Here is a 20,885-nt window from a genome sequence, read left to right as displayed (position 1 = left end):
AGGGAGGTAATTAGAGATGGCAGATAAATTAAAAATTACTTTAGTAAAATCAACAATTGGAGCAGTTCCAAAGAATAAAAAGACTTGTGAAGCTTTAGGTCTTACAAAGCTTAACAAGACAGTAGAAATGCCTGACAACGCTGCAGTCAGAGGAATGATTCAGAGAGTTAGACATTTAGTAAAAGTTGAAGAGATTTAATCTAAATTAGACAAGGAGGTGCGACAATGGATTTATCAAATTTAAAGCCTGCAGAAGGCTCAAAGCATAGTGATAATTTCAGAAGAGGACGTGGACACGGATCTGGAAACGGCAAAACTGCTGGTAAAGGTCATAAAGGACAGAAAGCTCGTTCAGGAAGCCCTAGACCAGGTTTTGAAGGTGGTCAGATGCCATTATACAGAAGAATTCCAAAGAGAGGCTTTACAAACATTAATACAAAGCATATCGTTGGTATTAACGTAACAGCATTAGAAAGATTTGACAATGATGCAGTTGTTACAGTTGAAGCTTTACTTGAAGCTGGTGTAATTAAGAATCCACGCGATGGCGTTAAAATTCTTGGCAATGGCGAATTAACAAAGAAGCTTGCTGTAAAGGTAAACGCTTTTAGTGAAGGCGCTAAAGCTAAAATAGAAGCTGCAGGTGGAACTTGCGAGGTGATCTAATATGTTAGAAACCTTGAAGAAAGCATTAAAAGTAAAAGAAATCAGAAAAAGATTATTATATACATTTGTAATGCTGATTGTAGTAAGATTAGGTTGTCAGATAGCGATACCTTTTGTTAATGCAGACATGGTAGCAGAAGTTACTTCTCCTTTTAAGGAGGGTGGCTTCAGCTTCTTATCAGCTATTACAGGTGGATCTTTGGAGAATATGTCAATCTTTGCATTGAACATTACTCCATACATCACAGCATCCATCATTATGCAGTTGTTAACAATTGCTATTCCAAAGTTGGATGAACTTCAGAAAGATGGAGAAGAAGGTAGAAAGAAAATAGCTGAAATTACTCGTTATTTAACAGTGGCTTTAGCTCTTATTGAATCAACAGCAATGATTATCGGATTCGCTAATCAGGGTATTTTCAACACAGATTCAATTAGTTATGGATCAATGAGCTCTCTTAGAAAATGGGGCGTTGTCCTAACTGGTATCATTGCCATGACAGCCGGTTCAGCAGTTCTTATGTGGATTGGTGAACAGATTACTGAAAAGGGTGTAGGTAATGGTATTTCTATCGTACTTACAATTAATATCATCTCAGGAATGCCTTCAGATATTTCTAACTTGTTTACAACATTTGTAACAGGTGAGGGAAAATCTATCGGTATGAGAATATTATCAGCATTGATTATTATCGGTGTTATAGTTGGTATTGTAGTATTAGTAGTTATATTACAGGCAGCAACTAGAAATATTGCCGTTCAGATGTCACAGAAAGTACAGGGAAGAAGACAGGTAGGAGGACAGCAGTCAAATATTCCTTTAAAGGTTAATACAGCTGGTGTTATTCCAATTATCTTTGCTTCATCATTATTACAGTTCCCAGTAGTAATTGCATCATTTTTCGGCAAGCAGCCAGAGTGGGCTAACTATTTGACACAGTCACACTGGTGTAAACCATCACAGTTAAAATATTCAATTGGTTTTGTTGTATATTTATTACTTGTATTATTCTTTGCTTATTTCTATACATCAATAACATTCAACCCACGTGAGGTTGCTAAAAACCTTAACGATAGAGGTGGATTTATCCCTGGTATCAGAAGTGGTAAACCAACAGTTGAATACTTAACAAAAATCTTAAACTACATTATATTTATTGGTGCAGTTGGACTTATTATAGTAGCTGTTATTCCAATTCTTGCGTCAGGTCTTACAGGAGCTAACGTTGGATTTGGTGGTACATCAATTATCATTATCGTAGGTGTTATTTTAGAAACACTTCAGACAATTAAGTCAATGATAACAGAACGTAGTTACAGTACTGTAAAAGGTATTTTCTAGTAGATTTTTTTAAGGGGACAGCCTTCTTTTAGGCTATCCCCTTGATTGCTAGAAAAAAGCAGTTGAATTTGTTTTGGTGAGAGGAAATAAGAATATGAAAATTATAATGTTAGGAGCACCTGGTGCAGGAAAAGGCACACAGGCAAAGATGATTGCTGAAAAGTACAGCATACCACATATCTCGACAGGAGATATTTTTAGAGCAAATATTAAAAATGGAACAGAATTAGGAAAAAAAGCTAAAACTTTTATTGATGCAGGACAGTTAGTTCCTGATGAATTGGTAGTAGATTTAGTTATTGATAGATTTAAAGAAGACGATTGCAAGAATGGTTATGTTTTAGACGGTTTCCCTAGAACAATTCCACAGGCAGAAGCATTAGACAATGCACTTAAGGCAATTGGTGATAAAGTTGATTTTGCAATTGATGTTGAAGTGCCTGATGAAAACATTGTTAGAAGAATGGGTGGCCGTAGAGCCTGTGTTGGATGTGGAGCTACATATCATGTAGTATATAATCCAACAAAAGAAGAAGGAACATGTGATACATGTGGCGGAGAACTTATCGTAAGAGATGATGATAAGCCTGAAACAGTTTTAAGCCGTCTTGAAGTATATCACAATCAGACACAGCCATTAATAGATTATTATAAGGAACAAGGCATCTTAAAGAGTGTTGATGGAACAGTTGATATGAAAGATGTTTTTAAAGCAATAGTTGAAATTTTAGGAGCATAAAGCTATGGCAGTTACAATTAAGTCAGAAAGAGAAATTCAATTAATGAGAGAAGCCGGAAAAATTCTTGCGAAAGTTCACGAAGAACTTGCACAGGAAGTAAAAGCCGGAATGACATCTTATCAGATAGATAAGATTTGCGAAGAGATAATCAGAGGATATGGATGTATCCCTTCATTTTTAGGATATGAAGGATATCCCGGATCAGTTTGTATATCAATTAACGATGAAGTAGTTCATGGCTTACCAAGCAAAGACAAAATCGTTAGAGATGGTGATATAGTAAGTTTGGATACAGGTGTTATTTATAAAGGATATCAGTCTGATGCAGCAAGAACGATTGCTATTGGAGAAATAAGTAAAGAAGCACAGCAACTTATAGATGTTACAAAACAGAGCTTTTTTGAAGGAATCAAATTTGCAAAAGAAGGAAATCATTTATATGACATTTCAGCAGCAATTGGTGACTATGCTGAAAAGTTTGGATATGGTGTTGTAAGAGATTTAGTTGGACACGGTATAGGAACAGAAATGCATGAAGATCCACAGATACCTAACTTTAGACAAAAGAGAAAAGGTATGAAGCTTCAAGCAGGAATGACATTGGCAATAGAACCAATGATTAATATTGGCAGACCTGATGTTGCGTGGACAGATGATGACTGGACAGTAGTTACAGATGATGGTTCACTTTCAGCACATTATGAAAATACAATCCTTATTACAAAGGGTGAACCTGAAATTTTATCATTATAAAAAACTGATTAAAAAATGGAGGATAAAAAATGTCAAAAGCAGATGTAATTGAAATAGAAGGAACAGTTGTAGAAAAACTTCCTAACGCTATGTTCCGTGTAGAATTAGAAAACGGACACATAGTACTTGCTCACATTAGCGGAAAGTTAAGAATGAACTATATTAAGATTCTTCCTGGTGACAAAGTAACAATTGAAATGTCACCATACGATCTTTCAAAAGGAAGAATCATCTGGCGTGATAAATAAACAACGCATGTGAAAAGATAAATCGAAAATCCATGCTTGCATGAGATTTTCGATTTAACTTTTCACATATGTTGCGCGTAAGCGCACTGAGATGAAGTGCGAAGCACGGAATCGAAGTGGCGTTGTTTATTAAAAGTTGTGAACAAAACGCTCACGAACCCATATTTTATGGGATAAAAAATAAATTTAAAAAAATTTTAAAAAAATGTTGTAATATTAGTTTTTATATGATATTATATTACCTGGACTTTTTTGTGAAAGGAGAAGATACTGTGAAAGTTAGATCATCAGTTAAACCAATTTGCGAAAAATGCAAAGTCATTAAAAGAAAAGGGATTGTCAGAGTTATCTGTGAAAATCCAAAGCACAAACAGCGTCAGGGATAATGATTGGATTGAAAGTGAATGATTAGAGATTGTTCACTTGTTTGTGCGTCTATAGTTATGCATAGTCATAACTTTATGAAGATGCGGCTGCAGTAACGAAAAAGTTACTATCAAATATGTAGGGAAAACCTACTTGCCAACCACTTATATATTGCTGAAACAGGTTGGCCAATTGGGCATAGTTATGAGATAAGAAGTCAAGTAGTTATCTTATTATGCCGGATGACGAAGAAATTATACTTCGTACAGAAACTAATAAAGTATATGGATAATATGGGTGCGTACAACATTTCAGACGTGGTAACACGGGCTACGTAATTTATATATTCATGCAAATTAACTAATGGAGGTTATACACATGGCTCGTATTTCAGGTGTTGATTTACCAAGAGAAAAGAGAGTTGAAATTGGCTTGACTTATATTTATGGTATCGGTCTTACAAGCTCAAAGAGAATTTTAACTGAAGCTGGTGTTAATCCAGACACACGTTGTAAGGATTTGACAGATGATGAAGTTAAAAAGATTAGCGATGTTATCGATGCAAGTCAGACAGTTGAAGGTGATTTAAGAAGAGAAATCGCATTAAACATTAAGAGATTACAGGAAATTGGATGCTACAGAGGTATCCGTCATAGAAGAGGACTTCCAGTTCGTGGTCAGAATACAAAGAACAATGCCAGAACAAGAAAAGGTCCTAAGAGAACTGTAGCAAACAAGAAAAAATAGTAGAAACCCATAAGGGAGGTTAGTTTAGAAAATGGCTAAGAAAGTTACAAAGAAAGTGACAAAAAAGCGTGTTAAGAAAAACGTTGAACACGGACAGGCACATATTCAGGCATCATTTAACAATACAATTGTTACATTAACAGATGCAGAAGGAAATGCTTTATCATGGGCAAGTGCTGGCGGTCTGGGATTTAGAGGTTCAAAGAAATCTACTCCTTATGCAGCTCAGATGGCAGCAGAAACTGCAACTAAAGCAGCTTTAGTACACGGTTTAAAAACAGTAGATGTTATGGTTAAGGGTCCAGGATCAGGTAGAGAAGCAGCTATTCGTGCGCTTGCTACATGCGGTCTTGAAGTTACAAGCATTAAGGATGTAACACCAGTTCCACATAATGGATGTCGCCCACCAAAGCGTAGAAGAGTCTAATTTAGGAGGGAATAATTAAATGGCAGTAAATAGAGTTCCTGTTCTTAAAAGATGTAGATCACTTGGTTTAGATCCAATTTATTTAGGAATAGATAAGAAATCAAATAGAAATTTAAACAGATCTAGCAGAAAAATGAGTGAATACGGACTTCAGTTAAGAGAAAAGCAGAAGGCTAAATTCATTTATGGCGTGTTAGAAAAGCCTTTCAGAAATTATTATCAGAAAGCACAGAAGAAACCTGGTATGACAGGTGAAAATCTTATGATTATATTAGAAACTAGACTTGACAATGTTATTTTCCGTATGGGATTTGCAAGAACAAGAAAAGAAGCTAGACAGATAGTTGATCATAAGCATGTTTTAGTAAATGGTAAGCAGGTTAACATTCCTTCTTATTTAATCAAAGTTGGTGATGTTATCGAAATCAAAGAGAAATGCAAAGGTTCTCAGAGATACAAAGATATCATCGAAGTTACTGGTGGAAGAACAGTCCCAGCATGGGTTGAAGTAGACCAGGAAAATCTTAAAGGTGAAATCAAAGAACTCCCTAAGAGAGATGAAATTGATGTACCTGTAGATGAAATGCTTATTGTCGAATTATATTCTAAATAAGATTTATTATTTATTTATATTATTTTACAATAGGTTTAAGCAATTCCCAATAAAGGAGGGGCTAATTAGTGTTCGATTTTGAAAAACCCAATATTTTAGTAGAAAAGTCAGACGATGGAAGATACGGTAAGTTTGTAGTAGAACCACTTGAAAGAGGTTATGGTACAACACTTGGTAATGCTTTAAGAAGAATTATGCTTTCATCATTACCGGGATCTGCTGTAAGCCAGATTAAGATTGATGGAGTTCTCCATGAATTTAGCTCAGTACCTGGTGTAAAAGAAGATGTTACAGAGATTGTATTAAACATCAAACAGCTTGAAATCAAGAACAATAGTACAACAGATGAACCTAAGGTTGCACATATTGATGTAACAGGAGACTGCGTAGTAACTGCTGCAGATATCCAGGTTGATTCTGATATCGAGATTTTAAATCCGGACTTAGTTATCGCAACACTTAATGGTGGGGCAGATAGCAAGCTTAGTATGGAATTAATCATTACTAAGGGTAGAGGTTATGTAAGTTCAGAAAAGAACAAGAATGATAGCTTACCAATCGGTGTTATTGCAGTTGATTCAATCTACACTCCAGTAGAAAGAGTTAATATGTCAGTACAGAACACTCGTGTTGGTCAGGTTACAGACTTTGATAAACTTACATTAGACGTTTACACAAATGGTACATTAGATACTGATGAAGCCGTAAGCTTAGCGTCAAAAGTTCTTTGCGAACACTTAAAGTTATTCATCGATTTGTCTGAAACTTCAAAGGATATTGAAGTAATTGCAGAACCAGTTGATGATGAAATTGATAAAGTGTTAGAGATGAACATAGATGAATTAGAGTTATCAGTTCGTTCATACAATTGTTTGAAGAGAGCAGGTATCAATACAGTTGAGGAATTAGTAAATAAGACTTCAGAAGATATGATGAAGGTAAGAAACCTTGGTCGTAAGTCATTAGAAGAAGTACTTGCTAAGTTAAAAGAACTCGGCCTTGGATTGAGACCAAGCGACGAAAACTAATAAATGTCAGTTTGTTAAGGATAGTTACTTAATATCCTTAATAAATACTTATGACATGCCGCCGACTAATAGTAGGGGGCGTTACGAAAATTGGAGGTAAAAAAATGGCAGGTTATAGAAAACTTGGAAGAACTTCAAGTCAAAGAAAAGCTTTAATTAGAGGTCAGGTTACAAGTCTTTTAAATAACGGTAAGATTGTCACAACAGAAGCTAGAGCTAAAGAAATTAGCAAAGTTGCTGAAGGACTTATTGCATTAGCAGTTAAGGAAAAAGACAATTTTGATGAAGTTGAAGTAACAGCTAAGGTTGCTCGTAAAGACAAAGATGGCAAGAGAGTTAAAGAAGTTGTTGATGGTAAGAAAGTAACAGTTTTCGATGAAGTTAAGAAAACTATTAAGAAAGATCAGCCTTCACGTCTTCACGCTAGACGTCAGATGAACAAAGTTCTTTACACAGTAACAGAGAATACTGGAAAGAAGAAAGACACAAAGAAAGTTGACTTAACAAACAAGTTATTCGATGAAATCGCTCCTAAGTATGCAGACCGTAAGGGTGGCTACACAAGAATCGTTAAGATTGGCCAGCGTAAAGGTGATGCAGCTATGGAAGTATTACTTGAATTAGTATAATTTATGAAATAATCATAAACAATGTTATATACAGATAGGCAGACAGTATTGTTTGCCTATCTTTCTTTTTGAAAAAAATGATTAGTTAAGAGAAAAATGATTAAGATGTTAAAAAAAGATTACACAGATTATGACTGGTTTTAAACTTTTACAATCCTGTAATCTTAAAAAATTTGCTTGCATTTTGTAAATTTACTTAGTATAGTGTAATACGTATTTACTTAAGAGAGGTTGAAGAATGTATATATTAGCAGTTAATTTGTTTGGAAGTCTTGCAGACATTATGAGTAGGGCATATGGACCGGCATTGGCTATTTCAGGAATGATAGGCACATTAATGGCCTTATTTGTTATTCAGGACAAACCATATAAAGTTTTAGGACTTTTCGTAACAAGAAAGTTTAAAAGAGCAGAACATAATCATAAATACGCAATATTAATACCGGCACGTAATGAGGAAACCGTAATTGGAAACCTTATTAATAGTATAAAGAAGCAGGATTATCCACAGGACTTAATTACTATATTTGTCGTGGCAGACAATTGTACTGATAACACAGCACAGATTGCAAGAGAGAAGGGTGCCATTTGTTATGAACATCATAATCCTGATGAGAGGACAAAAGGGTTTGCCTTAAAATACTTATTTGAGCAGATTCAGAGAGATTATGGCATTACATCTTTTGAAGGCTATTTTATATTTGATTCAGATAATCTTTTAAAGAAAGATTACATATCAAGAATGAATGATTCTTTTGACGCAGGTGAGAAGATTATAACTTCTTACAGAGCAACAAAGAATTTCAGTGAAAACTGGATTGCATCAACATATGCATTACATTGGTTAAGGTCAATACGAACAAGACATAGAGCAAGATCATTTTTACATTTGGCAACAAATATTCAGGGAACAGGATTCCTTTTTGCCAGTGAGATTGTAAAAGACGGATGGAAGTATACTTCATTAACAGAAGATAGAGCTTTAACAGCAGACTGTGTTGTTGAGGGCTATGAGATTTCATATAATGATGAAGCAATATTTTATGATGAACAGCCGGTAAGCTTGAAAGTAGCTTTAAGACAGCGTTTAAGATGGTCTAAAGGTCATTTGCAGGCATTTGCCGAAAGTGGATGGGGATTGTTTAAGAATATCTTTATTGATACTCATACACAGAGATATGATGATGACAAATGGTATAACTATACCTGGAGAACAATTAGACACAGATTTATGTCTTTTGATACATTTGCCCAGTTATTGCCTAAGAATATTATTAATATATTCAGATGGATTATTGTATATCTTATACTTTATCCGTTCTTCTGTTCTCAGTTTGGACTTGATAATATAAGAATACTTTATAACAGCACATGGCTTGCTCATGCAATCACTCATATTTTCGGAGATATAACGGTTTCATTGCCTGCGGGAGCGGAAACCTATGTATTAACCATTTTAATTGAAATATGGGTTAGAATTTACTATAGAATAGGGTTGTATTTCTTTAAAACATTAGAAGCTGTATATTTATTTATAATAGAAAACAAGCGTATGCCAAAGATAAGCATATGGAAGAAGATTTTGTATTGCTTTACATGGCCTACATTTGATATTATCGGAAGATATACTCAATACGTAGCTTTGTTTAAGAAAGTTGAATGGAAACCTATTCCACATAAAAGTGAAATCACAATTGACGATATATCGCAGGATTAAAATTATTATTAGTAAAAGAACTAAGACTAAAATTATTGCGTAAGAGATTATTAGAAATAAAAGAAGTAACAAAATAATCAACATAAAAAGAACCGATTGGAATTTGTAAGTTCCATCGGTTCTTTTTATGTTATCATTTAACAGAAATCAATAGTTGAATATTAAGTCTATTAAATAAATTTATTATAAAGAACTATTTTGATTTGAAATAGTCATATTTTAGCGTCAAATCGTTCTTTTTTATAACATCAGAAATCAGATTGTTCATTGAATCAAGCTTGTTCGTACTCATTTTTTTGCCATTTGTAATCTGCTGATTCTCAACGTATACTTTTCCGTCATACCATGAGTAATCGGAGAAGAAAGCATATCCTTTAAAATCATTGCTTAAAATATCATGACCAATATAATTATTGCTGTTGTAGTCAATACCGAAAAGATTTAATACAGTAGGCAAAATATCCATCTGCATATTAACTTTGCTAATACTTGTTAACTGGCCTAAATCACTGCTCCAAATAAAGAAAGGAGTGTGGTTGATTAAGTTGTTTGAAGTTTCTTTATATTTATCAAGTATTGATTTATCATCAAGTGTGTATAAGTAATGGTCAGCGTAAGCAACGATTACAGTGTTGTCATATAAGCCATTATCTTTAAGTGCCTGAATAAGAAGACCAACCATATTGTCGGTTTCAGATGCAGCCATTTTCGCACAATCTTCTTCAGATAATTTTGGAACATTGCCCTTACCATATTTTTCTTCAGCAAGAATTTTTCCAACTTCCTTTTCAGTAGTGAAAGGAGTGTGTGGTGAGTAAGTTATAATATAGTTAACAAAGTTGCCTTGCTGTTTAAAAATCTTATTATAGAAAGTTTTGTTTAAAATCAACTCTCTGTCAAGAACATAACGTTCATCATTGTACTTCTGAATATCCTGTAAGCCGTAATAATTATCATAGCCCCAGCTTTTGTAGTTAATATCTCTTGAATAAAATTCACCTTTATTCATATGGAAAGCATTTACGCTGTAATTCTGTTCCTTAAATAATCTTGCCATAGTATAAGGAAAAGTATTTTTGCTAAAAGAGTAAACATTTTCTATGTATGAAATAGGAGTTGTAAAACCTGTATTAACTGCAAACTCTGAATTAAATGTTGAACCGCCACCTGTATAAATTGAATAATGATTAGAAAAATCAATTGAATGTTTTCTAAGATTATATAAGTTAGGTGTAGTCTTCTTTGTAAGCATCCATGTATCCATTCCTTCTAATTGAAGGAAAATAAGATTTTTGCCTTTAAACTTGCCTGTATAAGCATTTTCTTCTTTAGTATCATCTGCTTTATAAATACTATCAAGGAACTTCTGGTCTTCATCACTTATTTCTTCTTCCGGTTTTAAGAAAGTGAAGTAAAAGTTTCTAACACTGTATTCATATAAACCAGAAATCTTCAAGCTCTTGTTACAATCACTAAAGTTGTTATAAATATTTCTTGCGTTCTTAAAATTGTTCCATTTTAGGTTGTTGTTTGCATGTCCCAACAGGAAAGGTGTGAGAGTGTGTAAAACAAGGAAAAATACAAAAACTTTAAGAAAGCGTTTAGGCTTACATTTGTCATTAACAGGTAATTTTTTCCCTGTAATAATTCCGATTACAATTAATGCTATTGCAAATACATATATCAAAGGGTTGGTATTAAGGATTGTGTCCAAAATATAAGAACTTCCCTCGTCCCTCAATTCCAATAAGTTAAAACCGAAAACAAGTGATGTCATTGAATAGTAAATGCAATTAGTAAGGAGCAGGGCAAAACTTATTATAAAAAATATCCAATAGGCTATTTTTGAACCCTTTCCTTTTAAAGAAGTGATTATTCCCATAAAAAGCACTATCCACAATATGGTGAATAAGTTTGGCACCGGATAATATGCAGGGTAATAGTCGACTTTGTATGCCCATAATCGGGTAATTAAATCCATAAGAAAAAATGGAATGACCGGATAAATATACTGACGGTGATTAGAAATATAAAGTCCGGCTTTTTTTAGTATATTTATTAATTTATTCTTTTTCGTATTCACTTTATTTACCTCCTCAAATAAAATAGCATAAAAGTATTTTAAGTTCAAGAAATACAGTAAATAATAATAATATAAACAAAAACAGACTAATATATTAAAGTTGCAAAATTTACGCAAATACAATACAATGAATGAGTTAAGATAAAGTAATGGATTTTAAAATAAAAACAGGAGAAAAATCTTGGGAATTTTAAAAATAAAAAATTTAATTCATGATTACATTGATGAAGAAGAAGACTCAAAGTTTAGGGCAATTGATAATGTAAGTTTTGATGTTGAGGCAGGACAGTTTATAACCATATTGGGACATAACGGTTCAGGTAAATCATCATTGGCAAAACACATTAATGCGTTGCTTATGCCAACAGAAGGTTCAGTATGGATTGACGGCATAGAGACAACTAATGAGGAAAGAGTTTTAGACATCAGACAGACAGCAGGAATGGTATTCCAAAATCCTGACAACCAGATTGTGGCAACTATGGTTGAAGAGGATGTGGCTTTTGGACCTGAAAACATGCAGGTGCCTACTGCTGAAATATGGAAAAGAGTTGAAAGAGCTCTTGGAAGTGTAAATATGACAAGGTTCAGACATAAGTCACCACTTAAACTGTCAGGTGGACAGAAGCAGAGAGTGGCAATTGCAGGAATTATAGCAATGGAACCTAAATGTATTGTTTTGGATGAGCCTACGGCAATGCTTGATCCTGTTGGAAGAAATGAGGTAATAGACACACTTCACAGTCTTAATGAAGAAAAGGGGATAACAATTATTCTTATAACTCATCATATGAATGAGGCAATTAAGGCGGACAGGGTTTTTGTTATGGACAAGGGAAAACTTGTTATGCAGGGTAATCCAAAGGAAGTTTTTTCACATGTTGAAAAGCTTAAAAGTCTTGGCCTTGAAGTACCACAGGTTACAGAATTGGCTTATATGCTTAAAAAGAGTGGTCTTAATATAGAAGACGGAATTTTGACAGTGGAAGAATTAATGATGCAAATAAACGAAAACAGGTAAGGAATATGTCATTAAAATTAGAAGATGTAAGTTTTGTTTATGGAGCCGGAACAAGTTCTGAAACAAAAGCATTAAACAATGTTAATTTAGAAATTAATAAAGGAGAGTTTGTAGCTATTATCGGTCACACAGGATCAGGCAAGTCTACATTAATACAGCATTTTAACGGTTTAGAGAAAGCAACATCGGGAAATGTTTATTATGATGGAAAAAACATTGCAGATAAGGGCTTTGACATAAGAGGTTTAAGATGTAAGGTAGGACTTGTATTTCAGTATCCTGAACATCAGTTATTTGAGGAATCAGTTATAAAAGATGTTTGTTTTGGACCGCTTAATCAGGGCTGCACAAAGGAACAGGCAATAGAAAAGGCAAAAGAAGCCTTACAGCTTGTTGGTGTACGAGAAGAATTGTATGAGAAAACTCCTTTTGAACTGTCAGGTGGTCAGAAGAGACGAGTGGCAATAGCGGGAGTTCTTGCAATGAATCCGGAAATACTTATTTTAGACGAACCAACAGCAGGTCTTGATCCGGCAGGTAGGGATAAAATATTAAATCGTCTAAAAGAGCTTAGAGAAAAAAAAGGAATAGGAATAGTCCTTGTTTCTCATAGTATGGAGGATGTAGCTAACTACGCCGAAAGAATTATTGTAATGAATAAGGGGCAGGTTATGTATGATGATGCCCCACATAATGTTTTTAAACATTATAAAAAGTTAGAACAAATAGGTCTTGCGGCTCCTCAGATAACATATATTATGCATCAGCTTAAGGAGGATGGACTTGATGTTGATGAAAATATTATTAATCTGGAAGAAGCAAAGGAAAGTATATTGAAAAGTTTAGGAAGATAAAATGGTAGATATAACAATTGGACAATATTATCCGGAAGATTCAGTAATACATAAACTGGACCCAAGAGTTAAACTTTTTGGAACGTTAGTTTTTGTAGTAATGGTTTTTATGATTAACAATGTAATAGGTTATGGACTGATTACGTTATTTCTGGGAATAGTAATAAAGATGTCAAAGGTACCTTTTAAGAAGATGATGAAAGGCATAAGAGGGATTATTTTTATTATGCTGTTAAGTGTAGTTTTTAATATTTTTCTTACGCCGGGAGATGTGATTGTCCATTTTCTTATTTTTACAATAACAAAACAGGGAATTATAAAAGGTGTTTATATGGCGATAAGACTTGTGCTATTAGTAGTTGGAACATCAGTTATGACACTAACAACAACACCTAACGATTTAGCGGACGGTCTTGAAAAATCATTTGGGATTTTGAACGTAATCAAATTTCCTGTACATGAAATAGCTATGGTAATGTCTTTGGCATTAAGATTTATTCCTACTTTAATGGAAGAAACAGACAAGATAACTAAGGCACAAAAGGCAAGAGGTGCCAGTTTTGATACAGGAAATATATTGCAGAGGGCGAAAAGCTTAATACCTATATTAATACCGCTTTTTGTATCTTCAATTAGAAGAGCTGCTGATTTGGCAACTGCAATGGAAGCAAGATGTTATCACGGCGGTGAAAGAACAAAAATGAAACCTTTAAGCTATAATAGACATGATGCATATGCATATGTTGTATGTTTTTTGATTATAGCAATAATTTTAGGTACTAATTTTATGGTTAATAACATTACAACCATAAATATGTTAATATTAGTTGAATAAATGTCAATAAAGGAACGCAAATGAAGAGAGTAAGGTTAATAATTGCTTATGATGGAACCAATTACTGCGGTTGGCAAGTGCAGATTAACGGAATAACTGTTGAAGAAGTTCTTAATAAAGCATTAAAAGATTTATTAAATGAAGAAATTGCAGTTATAGGTGCAAGCCGTACTGATTCAGGGGTACATGCAATGGGAAATGTAGCTGTTTTTGATACGGAAACAAGGATTCCTGCAGAAAAAATATCTTTTGCACTTAATCAAAGATTGCCTAACGATATTAGAATCCAAAAATCAGATGAAGTCCCACTTGATTGGCATCCACGATACAGAGATAGCACAAAAACATATGAATATAAGATTTTAAATAGAAGGTTTCCTGATCCATTGCAAAGGTTTTACACACATTTTATGTATATGCCTTTGGATGAGCAGAAAATGAAAGAGGCAGCAGAGTACATAGTTGGAGAACACGACTTTGCCAGCTTTTGCTCAGCAGGAAGTCAGGTAGATAGTACTGTAAGAACTGTATATTCTCTTAGTGTAAACAAAAGAGATGATGTAATATCAATCAGAATTACAGGAAATGGTTTCTTATATAATATGGTAAGAATAATCGTTGGTACATTAATAAAGGTAGGACTTGGAGTTTATCCGCCGGAACATGTAAAGGAAATAATAGAGGCAAAAGACAGATATGTTGCAGGCCCTAAAGCTCCGGCGTGCGGTCTTACACTAGTTGGAATAGAGTATAGTGAATAAGATGTACAAAATATTCATAGATGACAATAAAGTATAGTGAGTAAGCTATATATAATTGTTCATAAATGATAATAAAGCGTAAATAAAGAACTTTTATAAAAGCTTTAATAAATGGATATAAAGAAAGCTTAAATAAACGAAAAAAGACTCTTGACAGCAAATATTAAATACCGTATAATCATTTATTGTGACAAGGTATGCACGATAGTTTTATGCCCTAGCCAAAGCCCCGGTACGGACATTTAACACATAAATTTTTTTAGAAAAGCAAAATTTCAGGAGGTAAACCAATGAAAACATATATGGCTAGTCCATCAGATATTGAAAGAAAATGGTATGTAGTTGACGCTACAGGATATACATTAGGTCGTTTGTCATCAGAAGTTGCTAAGATTTTAAGAGGAAAGAACAAACCACAGTTCACACCTCATATCGACACAGGTGACTATGTAATTATTACAAACGCAGATAAAATCACAGTAACAGGTAAGAAATTAGAACAGAAGATTTACTATCGTCACTCAGACTACGTTGGTGGTATGAAGGAAATGACATTAAAAGAAAAGCTTGATAAGAAGCCTGAAAGTGTTATTGAACTTGCAGTTAAAGGCATGCTTCCAAAGGGACCTTTAGGAAGAGCAATGATTAAGAAACTTTTTGTTTATGCTGGACCAGAGCATCCACACGCAGCTCAGAAACCAGAAGAATTAACATTTTAGTTAACTGAGAGGAGGAAATAACAATGGCTACAGAAAAGTATTATGGAACAGGTAGAAGAAAAAGCAGCATTGCAAGAGTATATGTAATGCCTGGTAAAGGAAATATAACAATTAATAAGAGAAGTATTGATGAATACTTCGGATTAGAAACATTAAAGGTTATCGTACGTCAGCCATTAGCAGCAATCGATGCTGTTGATAAGTTTGATGTAATCATCACAGTACATGGTGGTGGATACACAGGACAGGCTGGTGCAATCAGACACGGTATCTCAAGAGCATTACTTCAGGTAGATTCAGATGCTTACAGACCAATTCTTAAGAAAGCTGGATTCTTAACAAGAGATTCAAGAATGAAAGAAAGAAAGAAACCAGGTCTTAAAGCAGCTCGTAGAGCACCACAGTTTTCAAAGAGATAAGCAGTTATCTGCGAACAAAAAAGATATCAAAAGCCCAGAATGCTTGCATTCATGGGCTTTTTTTATGTCTTTTTTGGTCATAGGAACGCAAGGATGATGAGCAAGACGCGAAGCGTCTGCGAATTACCTTGCGTTCGCAGATAACGTCAGTGAGTCCATCATAGGATGGCTTTGATGAGTGAGAAGAAGCGAAGCGGATTCGAACTTAAAAGCCATCGCAGATATAAAGTGGTGATAGTCGATAAGGATAACTGCAAAAGCCTACTGTAATGAAAGTTGGAGATACATTTAAGCTTAAAACTAAGCTCTCAAGGAAGAGTGCAGGTAGCGTAAAATATATCTCAGAAATGGTGTAGTCTTTTCTTTTGGAGCAATTGACAAAGTAAATTAAATACTATATAATTAAACCCATTGAATTACTAGGAAAACAAGGCGGATGCAGTGCATCCGCCATTTAAGTGTTAAGGAGAAATATAAGAATATGCTAAATCAGTTTTCAAGAACAGAGCTTCTTTTAGGAAAGGAAGCAATGGAAAAGTTATCAAAGTCAAGAGTAGCCATTTTCGGCATAGGCGGCGTAGGCGGATATGTTTGTGAAGCACTTGTAAGAAGTGGCGTTGAAGCCTTTGATTTAATAGACGATGACAAGGTTTGTCTTACTAATTTAAACAGACAGATTATTGCAACAAGGAGTACTGTTGGAAAATATAAGACACAGGTTATGAAAGATAGAATTTTAGACATTAATCCTAATGCGGATGTTAGAATCCACGAGTGCTTTTTCTTACCTGAAAACGCTGATGATTTCCCATGGGATGAATATGATTACATTGTAGACGCAGTAGACACTGTAACTGCCAAGATAGCACTTGTAATGAAAGCTCAGGAAAAGAACATTCCAATTATAAGTAGCATGGGCGCAGGTAACAAGCTTGATGGAAGCCAGTTTAAGGTTGCGGATATTTACAAGACTAAAGTTTGTCCTCTTGCAAAAGTAATGAGACGTGAATTAAAGAAGAGAGGCATTAAAAAATTAAAAGTAGTATATTCTGAGGAACAGCCAACAAGACCAATTGAAGATATGTCAAGTAGCTGTAAAAATCACTGCATATGTCCACCGGGAGCGACCCACAAATGTACGGAAAGAAGAGATATTCCGGGTAGTGTAGCTTTTGTGCCATCAATAGTTGGACTTATAATTGGCGGAGAAGTTGTTAAAGATTTGGCAGCTAAGCAGAAATAGAAAAAGGTTATATATTAAAAAGTTAGGGAATTTAAAAAAAACGGAGTGTAAGAAAAAATGAGCATTTCAGTTAAAGAATTAAATAAATTAGATAAAGAAACATATGAACTTATAGATATTAGAAGTGATGCAGAAATTGCCCATGGGGTAATGCCTGGAGCAATTCAGGTTTCAGTTGACGAAATTGAAAACAATGACAAGATTGATTATTCAAAGAAACTTGTTATAGTCTGTGCCAGAGGAAAAAACAGCATAGACATAGCAGATGATTTAAAAGCAAAAGGCTTAGATGCAGTCAGCCTTGAAGGTGGCTATATCGGCTGGCTTCTTGAAGATATGAAAAATAGGGAAGCAGATGATTTTGCCAAGAATGTTGAGCAGAGTATAAGAAAGAAGTTTAAGAAGAAAATCTGGAGCAAATTTACTAAGGCAATTAATGAATATGAACTTGTAAAAGAAGGAGACTGTATTGCAGTATGCATTTCAGGTGGAAAAGACTCAATGCTTATGGCAAAACTTTTTCAGGAATTAAAGCTTCACAACAAGTTTGATTTTCAGGTTAAATTCCTTGTAATGGACCCGGGATACAGCCCTGCCAACAGACAGGTTATAGAAGAAAATGCAAGAAGATTAAATATTCCAATTACAATATATGAATCAGATATTTTTGAATCAGTATTTAATGTTGAAAAGTCACCTTGCTACCTTTGTGCAAGAATGAGAAGAGGTCATTTATATAGTTTTGCCAAAGAAATGGGTTGTAACAAAATAGCCTTAGGACATCACTATGATGATGTAATCGAAACTATATTAATGGGAATGCTTTACGGAGCACAGGTTCAGACAATGATGCCTAAACTTCACAGCACAAACTTTGAAGGAATGGAGCTTATAAGACCTTTATATCTTGTAAGAGAGGACGACATAAAGGCTTGGAGAGATTACAACGACCTTCACTTCATCCAGTGCGCCTGCAAGTTCACAGACACATGCACAACTTGCAACAATAACGAAAACCGTTCAAAGAGAATGGAAATAAAAGACCTTATAAGAGAACTTAAAAAGGTTAATCCATATGTGGAAGGCAACATATTTAAGAGCATAGAAAATGTAAACTTAAATACAGTAGTTGCTTATAAGAAAGATGGCGTTAAACATCATTTTCTTGAAACATATGATGAAAAATAAAAAAGATTAAAATTATGGTAGGCTGTCACATTGTGTGGCAGCTTTTTTGTATGGATTTGGGGAATATGGGCAGGCTATACAAAGAAAATGTTACTACATTCAAAATCAATTGTTTATAGTGCAGGAATGTCATTTCCAGTATTTGTTATATATAATATGTATTATATAGTGTCATCATCAATATTAAAAAACAATTATAATGTAAAAGTCACTCTTGTAAATTCTGTTTTGCTATCTTTTGTAATGTTAGTAATTGTGTATATTACGATGATGCTGTCAGTGATATACAAAAAGCCAATTTTTGCTGCAATTACATCACTGTTAATAGTGGTATTTGCACCGTATACAATATTTGGAGCTGTTACTAATGATTATGCAGTTATATTTAGAAGAAATAAAAACAAAGAGGCTCTGAAATTAGCGACGTATATAAGAAGTTTAATATAGTTAAAATGGCAAGCATTATACTTAGTGCTTGCCATTATTAATATATGAACTTTGACTTTTTTACTTTATCCCATCATACAGCACATCCAAGAACTCTTCATATGACTTAGCCTTCAAAATATTCTGCTGTAGTTTTGGTGTGTTGATTATTTCTATGAATATATCATACAAATGTTCAAAATCTTTCTGTTCTCCATGTTTTAGAACAAGCATGAACACTATCTGTATTTTGTTGCTGTCGTTCCATTTTACAGGATTTTTAAGCAATGCCACGGCAACTTTTGTGTCATTGGCACACATTTCCATAGGATGCGGAAGGGCAAATACATCATTCATATTTGTTTTTCCAATTGTTTCTCTTTTAAGAACAGACTGAAGGAAGTCTTCGTTTACAAAATTTTTCTCCTGAAGTTTGTTACACATCATCTTGATAACTGTTTCTTTGTCTAGCTGTTCGTTAAATCTAAAGAACAAATCCTTGTCAAAGAACTGGTCAAACATTTGAAGTCGTTTTCTCAAAAGTTTTGAAAGATATCTGTTAATTGATTCCACATCTTTATTGTTCAGTGCAAAGTCTACCATAATTGAAGGCAGCAGATTGCTTTTTAGAACAACAGTTGTAATAACAAAATCGATGTCTTTAACGTTCTCTTTGGTGTAGTTTGAATATTCATTATATGAAACGCATTTAACAATGTTAATCTTGTCCGGAAAAACAACATTTAAACGGGCTTCTAACATACGCGTTGTGGCGTGACCGCTTCCGCATACAAGAATAACATTTTTCTTTTTAGGTGACTTATAATAGCATCTTTCAATGGCGGCACCTATATAAATTGACACGTATCCAACATCTTCTTCTTTTAGAACGTAAGGTTCACATACGAAAACCTTGGAAATTGCAGTTAATGTAATTTCGTATTCCAAAGGATAGTTAGTCTTTATTGTTTCCAAAAGAGGGTTGGTACTGTTTAAGTCATAAAGCTTACTTGTAAAAATAGACTTTAAATGTCTAAAAAGGTCAGCGATTAATATTTCGTCATTTCTTAAATCAAAGTTGTAATCCTGATAAATAACATCAAGGACCTTTAATATGGAAGTACGCAAATGGTCATCGTCAATATCAGTTATTTCAAGGTGTGTATTGGCCACAATCTGAAGATAAATATAGTTCTTTTCACCTTTGGAAATAGCAATATCGTAATGCTCTTCTAATTCACGGCAAAGACCGTTAACAAGTCCCATAATTGAAGCATCAGTGTTAATATTCTGAATGCTTATGTAATTATTTCCAAGAACTCTTGTAGTCATAAGAGCTAAATGAATGATTATATTTTTCAGGTTAAAATCGCTTGTCTTAACAAAATGTTCGTCCAATTGCTTTATTGTTATATCTTTAAGTAAATCAAGATCAATATCTTTAAATATTGTTCGTTCCTCTTTAGTAAATCCTGTAATGTAGTGATCAAAATCAGTGTACAAAACATTGTCGAATATACATTTTCTCTTAGAATCTTCAGAGCCGATTATTTTAATGCCGGCATTAAGTTTGGTAATATACTCCAAATCATATTTACCAATAATCTCTTTAATTGTTTTAATGTATTTATTTAAAGTATTCTTCGAAATAAATACAGATTCAGCCAAATCATTCATTGTAACATATTCGTTAGTGGATAATAAGGAATAAAGAATGGATTTGATTCTGTCTTCCGAAGAATCAAGAAGAGAAGTGTTATCCTCTTCTGTATCCATTTCCTTTACAAATTTGTTGTACTTGTCTTCATCCAAAATAGAAATATAATAACCGTGATTTCTCTTTAGTTTAATAATTGCCCCGTTCTTTTCAAGGTCATTGTTTATCTCCTGGATGTCATTTCTTATAGTTCTGTCCGTTATACCAAGCAAGGATTCTAAATCATTAACAGATGTATATTCGTTTATTCTGATTCTGTTAAACATAACGTCTAAACGACTGTACTGAAACATTTCTGCCTCCTCTTAATGAAAGTATTGTTCATTGCAACCCACCCTGTATC

Annotated in this window: 24 protein-coding genes; 22 read left to right on the top strand and 2 right to left on the bottom strand. The window is 34.0% G+C overall.

Going from position 1 to position 20,885, the window contains the following annotated elements:
- The first annotated feature begins 16 nt into the window (after positions 1-16).
- From rpmD to NQ558_RS12785, 13 genes are all read left to right on the top strand, one after another.
- Entirely contained in the window at positions 17-199 is a 183-nt protein-coding gene (gene rpmD, locus NQ558_RS12845; RefSeq protein ID WP_005362199.1) for a 50S ribosomal protein L30, read from the top strand.
- Between the two features lie 26 nt (positions 200-225).
- On the top strand, positions 226-666 hold the full coding sequence (gene rplO, locus NQ558_RS12840) for a 50S ribosomal protein L15 (RefSeq protein WP_005362198.1): 441 nt from the start codon (positions 226-228) through the stop codon (positions 664-666).
- A 1-nt stretch (position 667) separates the two neighbouring features.
- Positions 668-2,008, top strand: a complete 1,341-nt coding sequence (gene secY / locus NQ558_RS12835) for a preprotein translocase subunit SecY (protein WP_005362196.1) — start codon at positions 668-670, stop codon at positions 2,006-2,008.
- A gap of 94 nt (positions 2,009-2,102) precedes the next feature.
- Positions 2,103-2,747 carry an adenylate kinase gene (locus tag NQ558_RS12830; RefSeq protein ID WP_117969946.1) on the top strand — a complete coding sequence of 215 codons (645 nt, stop codon included), beginning with the start codon at positions 2,103-2,105 and terminating at the stop codon, positions 2,745-2,747.
- 4 nt (positions 2,748-2,751) lie between these two features.
- Positions 2,752-3,501, top strand: coding sequence for a type I methionyl aminopeptidase (gene map / locus NQ558_RS12825; RefSeq protein WP_005362192.1), 750 nt, complete (start codon positions 2,752-2,754; stop codon positions 3,499-3,501).
- A 29-nt stretch (positions 3,502-3,530) separates the two neighbouring features.
- Positions 3,531-3,749, top strand: a complete 219-nt coding sequence (gene infA, locus NQ558_RS12820; RefSeq protein ID WP_005362190.1) for a translation initiation factor IF-1 — start codon at positions 3,531-3,533, stop codon at positions 3,747-3,749.
- A 272-nt stretch (positions 3,750-4,021) separates the two neighbouring features.
- A complete protein-coding gene (gene rpmJ / locus NQ558_RS12815; protein ID WP_040446913.1) occupies positions 4,022-4,135 on the top strand; it encodes a 50S ribosomal protein L36 in 114 nt (37 codons plus the stop codon).
- Positions 4,136-4,493: 358 nt separating this feature from the next.
- The gene (gene rpsM, locus NQ558_RS12810) at positions 4,494-4,862 is read left to right on the top strand and encodes a 30S ribosomal protein S13 (protein WP_040446912.1); all 369 of its coding nucleotides are present in this window, start codon (positions 4,494-4,496) and stop codon (positions 4,860-4,862) included.
- Positions 4,863-4,893: 31 nt separating this feature from the next.
- Positions 4,894-5,289: a 30S ribosomal protein S11 gene (rpsK, locus tag NQ558_RS12805; protein ID WP_005362186.1), complete on the top strand. Its 396-nt coding sequence runs from the start codon at positions 4,894-4,896 to the stop codon at positions 5,287-5,289.
- A 19-nt stretch (positions 5,290-5,308) separates the two neighbouring features.
- Positions 5,309-5,902: a 30S ribosomal protein S4 gene (gene rpsD / locus NQ558_RS12800; protein ID WP_005362184.1), complete on the top strand. Its 594-nt coding sequence runs from the start codon at positions 5,309-5,311 to the stop codon at positions 5,900-5,902.
- A 68-nt stretch (positions 5,903-5,970) separates the two neighbouring features.
- Entirely contained in the window at positions 5,971-6,930 is a 960-nt protein-coding gene (locus NQ558_RS12795; protein WP_117900316.1) for a DNA-directed RNA polymerase subunit alpha, read from the top strand.
- A 104-nt stretch (positions 6,931-7,034) separates the two neighbouring features.
- The gene (locus NQ558_RS12790; protein ID WP_040446911.1) at positions 7,035-7,559 is read left to right on the top strand and encodes a bL17 family ribosomal protein; all 525 of its coding nucleotides are present in this window, start codon (positions 7,035-7,037) and stop codon (positions 7,557-7,559) included.
- Positions 7,560-7,797: 238 nt separating this feature from the next.
- Complete coding sequence (locus tag NQ558_RS12785; protein ID WP_005362175.1) at positions 7,798-9,276, top strand: glycosyltransferase family 2 protein; 1,479 nt, start codon at positions 7,798-7,800, stop codon at positions 9,274-9,276.
- Between the two features lie 193 nt (positions 9,277-9,469).
- Here the strand turns inward: NQ558_RS12785 and NQ558_RS12780 are convergent, their stop codons facing one another.
- Positions 9,470-11,359 (bottom strand): LTA synthase family protein, encoded by a 1,890-nt coding sequence (locus NQ558_RS12780; protein WP_040446910.1) that lies wholly within the window; start codon positions 11,357-11,359, stop codon positions 9,470-9,472.
- Between the two features lie 181 nt (positions 11,360-11,540).
- Here NQ558_RS12780 and NQ558_RS12775 point away from each other — a divergent pair, with 181 nt between their 5' ends.
- The 9 genes from NQ558_RS12775 to NQ558_RS12735 all read left to right on the top strand — a co-directional run bounded on the left by NQ558_RS12775 (position 11,541) and on the right by NQ558_RS12735 (position 18,846).
- A complete protein-coding gene (locus NQ558_RS12775; RefSeq protein WP_040446909.1) occupies positions 11,541-12,380 on the top strand; it encodes an energy-coupling factor transporter ATPase in 840 nt (279 codons plus the stop codon).
- A gap of 5 nt (positions 12,381-12,385) precedes the next feature.
- Entirely contained in the window at positions 12,386-13,234 is an 849-nt protein-coding gene (locus tag NQ558_RS12770) for an energy-coupling factor transporter ATPase (protein WP_005362168.1), read from the top strand.
- A 1-nt stretch (position 13,235) separates the two neighbouring features.
- Positions 13,236-14,069 (top strand): energy-coupling factor transporter transmembrane component T family protein, encoded by an 834-nt coding sequence (locus tag NQ558_RS12765; RefSeq protein WP_005362166.1) that lies wholly within the window; start codon positions 13,236-13,238, stop codon positions 14,067-14,069.
- 20 nt (positions 14,070-14,089) lie between these two features.
- On the top strand, positions 14,090-14,830 hold the full coding sequence (gene truA, locus NQ558_RS12760; RefSeq protein ID WP_005362164.1) for a tRNA pseudouridine(38-40) synthase TruA: 741 nt from the start codon (positions 14,090-14,092) through the stop codon (positions 14,828-14,830).
- 290 nt (positions 14,831-15,120) lie between these two features.
- Complete coding sequence (gene rplM, locus NQ558_RS12755) at positions 15,121-15,549, top strand: 50S ribosomal protein L13 (RefSeq protein ID WP_005362163.1); 429 nt, start codon at positions 15,121-15,123, stop codon at positions 15,547-15,549.
- A gap of 23 nt (positions 15,550-15,572) precedes the next feature.
- Entirely contained in the window at positions 15,573-15,968 is a 396-nt protein-coding gene (gene rpsI / locus NQ558_RS12750) for a 30S ribosomal protein S9 (protein WP_005362161.1), read from the top strand.
- Between the two features lie 481 nt (positions 15,969-16,449).
- Entirely contained in the window at positions 16,450-17,211 is a 762-nt protein-coding gene (locus tag NQ558_RS12745) for a tRNA threonylcarbamoyladenosine dehydratase (RefSeq protein ID WP_040446928.1), read from the top strand.
- Between the two features lie 57 nt (positions 17,212-17,268).
- Positions 17,269-18,399 carry a PP-loop family protein gene (locus NQ558_RS12740; protein WP_005362156.1) on the top strand — a complete coding sequence of 377 codons (1,131 nt, stop codon included), beginning with the start codon at positions 17,269-17,271 and terminating at the stop codon, positions 18,397-18,399.
- 30 nt (positions 18,400-18,429) lie between these two features.
- Positions 18,430-18,846: a hypothetical protein gene (locus tag NQ558_RS12735; protein WP_259907589.1), complete on the top strand. Its 417-nt coding sequence runs from the start codon at positions 18,430-18,432 to the stop codon at positions 18,844-18,846.
- 60 nt (positions 18,847-18,906) lie between these two features.
- Here the strand turns inward: NQ558_RS12735 and NQ558_RS12730 are convergent, their stop codons facing one another.
- Positions 18,907-20,835 carry a BglG family transcription antiterminator gene (locus NQ558_RS12730; protein ID WP_005362154.1) on the bottom strand — a complete coding sequence of 643 codons (1,929 nt, stop codon included), beginning with the start codon at positions 20,833-20,835 and terminating at the stop codon, positions 18,907-18,909.
- Positions 20,836-20,885: the final 50 nt, after the last annotated feature.

Source organism: Eubacterium ventriosum (assembly GCF_025150745.1).
Classification (GTDB): domain Bacteria; phylum Bacillota; class Clostridia; order Lachnospirales; family Lachnospiraceae; genus Eubacterium_G; species Eubacterium_G ventriosum.
This window is presented reverse-complemented; position numbering and strand designations above follow the sequence as displayed.